The organism is Pyxidicoccus fallax (assembly GCF_012933655.1).
GTDB lineage: Bacteria > Myxococcota > Myxococcia > Myxococcales > Myxococcaceae > Myxococcus > Myxococcus fallax.
Genome location: NZ_JABBJJ010000551.1, coordinates 1 through 5,118, shown reverse-complemented (window position 1 = coordinate 5,118; position 5,118 = coordinate 1). Strand labels below are relative to the sequence as shown.

Here is a 5,118-nt window from a genome sequence, read left to right as displayed (position 1 = left end):
TATACGAGAAAGCCCGTCCCCCCGGGGACCACGGCCTCGCCCGCCACCTCGCCTGCTCCCGCCGGGGGCGCGATGCCGGAGGGACACCCTCCCGTGCAGGGCAACGCCGCGGCGCCTTCCGGTGAGCTGCCCCCGGGCCACCCGCCCATGTCCGGCACGGGCCGGGCGCCTCCGTCCGCGGACGAGCTGCTGCGTCAGCTCGACACCACGGAAGGGCTGAGGGAGCGGGAGAAGACCTTCGACATCGCCTCGTCGCTGGGCCGGCTCTACTACGTGAACGGCCGCAACGTGGACGCCATCACCTACCTCCTGCAGGCGGAGGCGAAGGGGAAGCCGGCGCGAGAGCTGTTCCTGGCGCAGCGCAAGAAGCTGGGCAAGACGGCGGTGCCCTCCGCGGACGCGGCGGGCTGCGGCTTCGCCACCGGCACGACGGTGGAGGACATGACGGCGGTGGCGCAGGAGCGCGCGAAGAAGGGTGACGCCGCGGGCGCGGCCGCCTGCGCGCGGGCGGCGCTGACGCCGGTGCTGGACGTGGAGATGATGCGGGCCCACGCGCTCCTCCTGTCGGGAGAACCGGCCGGGGCGCTGGCGGTGTACGACGGCGTGCTGGACGTGGAGCCGAAGCACGAGGAGGCCCTCTACGCGCGCGCGTCGCTGCTGTTCGAGACGAAGGGCGAGGACCTGGCGGCGCTGAAGCGGGCCCGCGCGGACTTCGACACGCTGCTGGCCTCGCACCCGGCCTCGTCGCGCGCGCCCATGGCGAAGCGGCTGAGCACCCTCATCGACGAGACGGTGAAGGCGGGCGGCCGCAAGAAGCTGAACGCCTCGCGCGCCGAGGACCGGCGCATCCGGCTGTCGCAGGCGGCCACGCCCGCGCAGGCGGACGCGCCGCGCCCGCTGTCACAGGAAGCGATTGAAGCGGTGAAGAACACCGAGCGCACGCCGGAGCTGGAGCAGGGCCTGGCGAAGCTGGTGGACGAGGGCGAGGAGCACCTGGCGCGAGGCCGCTACCAGGAGGCGCTCGCCAACTACACGCGCGTGGTGCCCTTCCAGCCAGAGAACGGGCGCGCGAAGGCGGGCATGGCGTGGGCCCTGGTGGGCCTGGGCCGTCCCATGGCGGCGCGCGTGTGGGGCGTGGCCGTGCAGGCGGACCCGGCGGCGGTGGAGAAGCTGGGCGACACGCTGAAGGCCAAGGGCGACGAGAAGGGCGCGAAGGCGCTCTGGGAGAAGCTCGCCTCGGACGCGCCGGACTACGCCGGCAAGGCGGCGCTGCAGGCCAAGCTGGGGCAGTAGCCCGCCGTCCACGGCGCCCGCCCGCCATTCATGGCCCGGGCGGGCCCGACCCGTCAGACGAACTTCGCGGCCAGCAGGTCCTGCACGTCCAGCAGGCCCACGGCGCAGCCTTCCGCGTCCACCACGGGGAGCTGGTCCACCTTCAGCTCGCGCATCTGCGCGGTGGCGGTGAGCACCAGCGTCTCGGGCGTCACGCAGCGCGGCTTCTTGCCCATGACTTCGCGCACCGGAACGGTGAAGTCCGTCAGCCCGGCCTCGACGCGGCGGCGCAGGTCGCCGTCGGTGAAGATGCCCACCAGCTTCCCCGTCTTGTCCACCACGCACGCGGCGCCCGGCCGGCCCGGCGTCTTCGTCATCACCCCCACCACCTGGGCCAGGGGCGCGGTGTCGAGCACCAGCGGGTTGGCGTTGCCCGTGCGCATCAGCTCGTAGACGCGCTGCACGGAGCGCCCCAGCTTCCCGCCCGGGTGCAACAGCGCGTAGTCCTCCGTGCCGAACGGCCGCGAGCGCAAGAGCGCCATGGCCAGCGCGTCGCCCAGCGCATGCAGCGCGGCGGTGGAGGCCGTGGGCACCAGCCCCATGGGGCACGCCTCCTCGATGGGGCCGATGTCCAGCACCACCTCGGCGCCGCGCGCCAGCGGGCTCTGGGCGTCACCCGTCAGCGCGATGACCGGCGTGGCCATGCGCTTGAAGGCGGGCAGCAGGCGGAGGAGCTCCTCCGTGGAGCCGCTGTTGGACAGCGCGAGGATGACGTCCCCGCGCCCCACGCGGCCCAGGTCGCCGTGCACGGCCTCGGCCGGATGCAGGTACACCGAGCGGATGCCCGTGGACGCCAGCGTGGCGGACAGCTTCTGGCCGATGTGGCCCGCCTTGCCCATGCCCGTCACCACCACCTGCCCGGTGCACTCGCGCACGAGCTGGACGGCGCGGAGGAACGCGTCGCCCAGGCGCTCCGTCACCCCGAGGATGGCGCGGGCCTCGGCCTCCAGCACGCCTCGCGCGTAGGCGAGCGTGGACTCGGCGTCCGACGCCGAGGCGGGTGCCTGGGCAGGGCGGCCGGGGAGGGCGCGGAGGCGGGGCTTCTTGGCGGCGGAGCGAGGGGAACGGGCCATGGCGATGGCTGGAGCTTCTACCCTCGGGCACCCCATGGTGGCCACCCTTGACGCGTGGGAGGCCATCGGTTACGCGCCTGCTCGCCTGGGCTCCTTCATGGGTCCGGCTACATCCACCTTCATTCAATCGCAGGAGAGGGAACAGATGAAGTTCTTCATCGACACCGCCGACGTCGAGGAGATCCGCAAGGCTCATGCGATGGGCTGCGTGGACGGAGTGACCACCAACCCGTCGCTCCTCGCCAAGGTGGGGCGCCCCCTGGAGGAGACCATCCGGGAGATCTGCTCCATCGTGGACGGGCCCATCAGCGCCGAGTGCGTCTCCATGGAGGCGGACGAGCTGGTGAAGGAGGGCCGCACCCTGGCGAAGATTCACGACAACGTCGTCGTGAAGATTCCCATGGGCGTGGAGGGCATGAAGGCCACCAAGGCGCTCACCGCCGAGGGCATCCGCACCAACGTCACCCTCTGCTTCTCCGCCAACCAGGCCCTGCTGTGCGCCAAGGCCGGCGCCACCTACGTGTCGCCCTTCGTCGGCCGCCTGGATGACATCTCCCAGGACGGCATGGAGCTCATCTCCAACATCCTGGAGATCTACCGGAACTACGACTTCACCACCCAGGTGCTCGTCGCCAGCGTCCGCAACCCCGTCCACGTTCTCCAGGCCGCGCGCATGGGCGCGGACGTGGCCACGCTGCCCTACAACGTCATCACCCAGCTGGCCAACCACCCGCTCACCGACGCGGGCATCAAGAAGTTCCTGGCGGACTGGGAGAAGGTTCCCAAGGCCTCCAAGCCCCCGGCGGCCCGCTAGCGTCCCGAGGCCCTTCACGGGCCTTCCGAAACACCACGGCCACCGGCTCCTCGAGAGGGGAGCGCGGTGGCCGTCGTGCTTCCAGGGCTGGAGCCGCCGGTCAGGGGCCCGAGAAGAGATACGAGATGTGCATGAAGTTGAAGAGGTCCGTGTAGTTCGAGGCGCCGTTCGCCTTCTCCGGAGCGGTGCTCTCGTCGTAGACAATCGTGCCGGTGGTGCCGTCGGCCGGCCGCTTGACGACGATGTCGGCGAACACCTCGTCTTTCCGGGAGGACTCGGCGAAGAGGGCACCCGCGCTGTCCAGCACGCCCCCCCCGGTGGAGTGGGCCAGCGCCGGGAACGCGCCATACGTCCCCTCGCGGGTGGCGACGCCGTCATTGCGGACGTACCACAGCTCCTCGGTATCGGCGGTGATTCGGCGGATGGCCAGCCAGAAGCCCGTCGCCGAGCGGGCGCGCGCGTCGATGAACGAGTAGTCGTTCGGCAGCCCGGTGACCTTGGTGGGCTCCCGCTCCGGCGACAGCACGACCAGGCCGAGGCCGATGCCGTAGGCGAGCATGTAGTCCCCGCCGTTCCACGCGTGCACCTGGTGCTCGGACGACACGACCTGCCCCTCGATGTCGTAGTACGTGTAGCCCCCGACGTTGTCGCAGGTGTAGGCAACGGCGCCGGTGCCGCCCTGCATGATGAAGTCCGAGACGTCCTCGTTGCCGCATGCCGGCGTTGAAATCACGATGTCGTTGTCGGGCCCGTTCTGCGGGTACGAGCGGCGTTCTCCATCGACCTTGAACCTGTCCGGAACGAAGACCTTCAGCCGGTGCGGGTCGGAGTCCCCATCGACGTAGTGGACGAGGCCGCCAGGGGAGAGGATCGCCTCGTTGAAGGCGGTGTCGGTGTAGCACTTGAAGCCCACCTCCGCCTTCGTGGGCGTCATGACGCTGGAGATGGCGTCATGGCCGCAGGAGCCCTCCGAGAGGGTGCCCCAGATGAGCACGTCGTCTCCGGCCGCGGGCGCGGCCTGGCACCAGTTGTCCTCCCCGCATGTCGGCGTCCAGAAGGCTCCACCGCCGCAGTGGGCGGCGGTGTTGCACCGGCCGGGCTGGGGGACGCAGGTGCGGCTCGTGGTGCTGCACGTCTCGTGGGCCTCGCAGTCCGTCGACGACTGGCAGGCGCTCGCCGAGAGCTCGCAGGTATGCCCGGCCCCACAGACCTCCCACGGCTTGCAATGCGCGCTGGTCGCGCACATCCCGGCGCGCAGCTCGCACCGCCGGCTCGCCGAACAGGCCTCCCAACCATGGCAGTCGCCATCGCCGCCGCACCCGACGCAGACGCCTTCCTGGCAGCGCAGGCCCGGCAGACAGCCCTGGTCGCCCTCGCACAGCCCCTCGGGCACGGACGTGCACGCGAGGAACAGCATCGCACCCAACACCCAGAACGAACGAATCACCACTGCCCCCGCACGTTGACGTTTCCGCCGCCCTCGCCGTCCGAATCGAACGACACGGCCGACAAGCCCCAGAAGGTGAGACCGGTGAGCGCGATGACGCCGCCACCAATCATCAGCGTGTTCGCCAGCGTGTTGCTCGTCTTCACCTGGTTGAACTTCGCGCGGTCGCCCGGCACCAGCAGGCCGTCGGTGTAGCGGCGCGAGAGGTCGTCGTTGAGGCTGCGGCTGCGCAGCCCGAAGATGCCGCCGGCGCCGAGCGCGACCGCGCCGCCAATCGACGCGTAGATGCCCGTGCGCCGCATCCATCCCGACGGCTTCTTCCGGGGAGCGTTGTCGGGAGACTCGGTGAGCGACTCGGCGAGCGACTCGGACGCGGGCGACGCCGGGTCCTCGTCCTCATACCCCGGGTCGGCTTCGGCGGGGGCCCGCGGCGCGACCGCGACGGGCTGGGG

General features: G+C 71.1%; 4 protein-coding genes and 1 pseudogene. 2 read left to right on the top strand and 3 right to left on the bottom strand.

Going from position 1 to position 5,118, the window contains the following annotated elements:
* On the top strand, positions 1–1,293 hold a 1,293-nt coding region (locus HG543_RS51315; protein ID WP_246357905.1), incomplete at its 5' end, for a tetratricopeptide repeat protein.
* 53 nt (positions 1,294–1,346) lie between these two features.
* Here the strand turns inward: HG543_RS51315 and HG543_RS51310 are convergent.
* Positions 1,347–2,405 (bottom strand): KpsF/GutQ family sugar-phosphate isomerase, encoded by a 1,059-nt coding sequence (locus tag HG543_RS51310; protein ID WP_169352300.1) that lies wholly within the window; start codon positions 2,403–2,405, stop codon positions 1,347–1,349.
* Between the two features lie 145 nt (positions 2,406–2,550).
* Here HG543_RS51310 and fsa point away from each other — a divergent pair, with 145 nt between their 5' ends.
* Complete coding sequence (fsa, locus tag HG543_RS51305; RefSeq protein WP_169352299.1) at positions 2,551–3,219, top strand: fructose-6-phosphate aldolase; 669 nt, start codon at positions 2,551–2,553, stop codon at positions 3,217–3,219.
* A gap of 100 nt (positions 3,220–3,319) precedes the next feature.
* Here fsa and HG543_RS51300 read toward each other — a convergent pair whose 3' ends face one another.
* Entirely contained in the window at positions 3,320–4,666 is a 1,347-nt protein-coding gene (locus HG543_RS51300; protein ID WP_169352298.1) for a hypothetical protein, read from the bottom strand.
* Positions 4,663–5,118: pseudogene (locus HG543_RS51295) on the bottom strand (hypothetical protein); the annotation flags it as partial. The pseudogene HG543_RS51295 and the gene HG543_RS51300, both read right to left, overlap by 4 nt.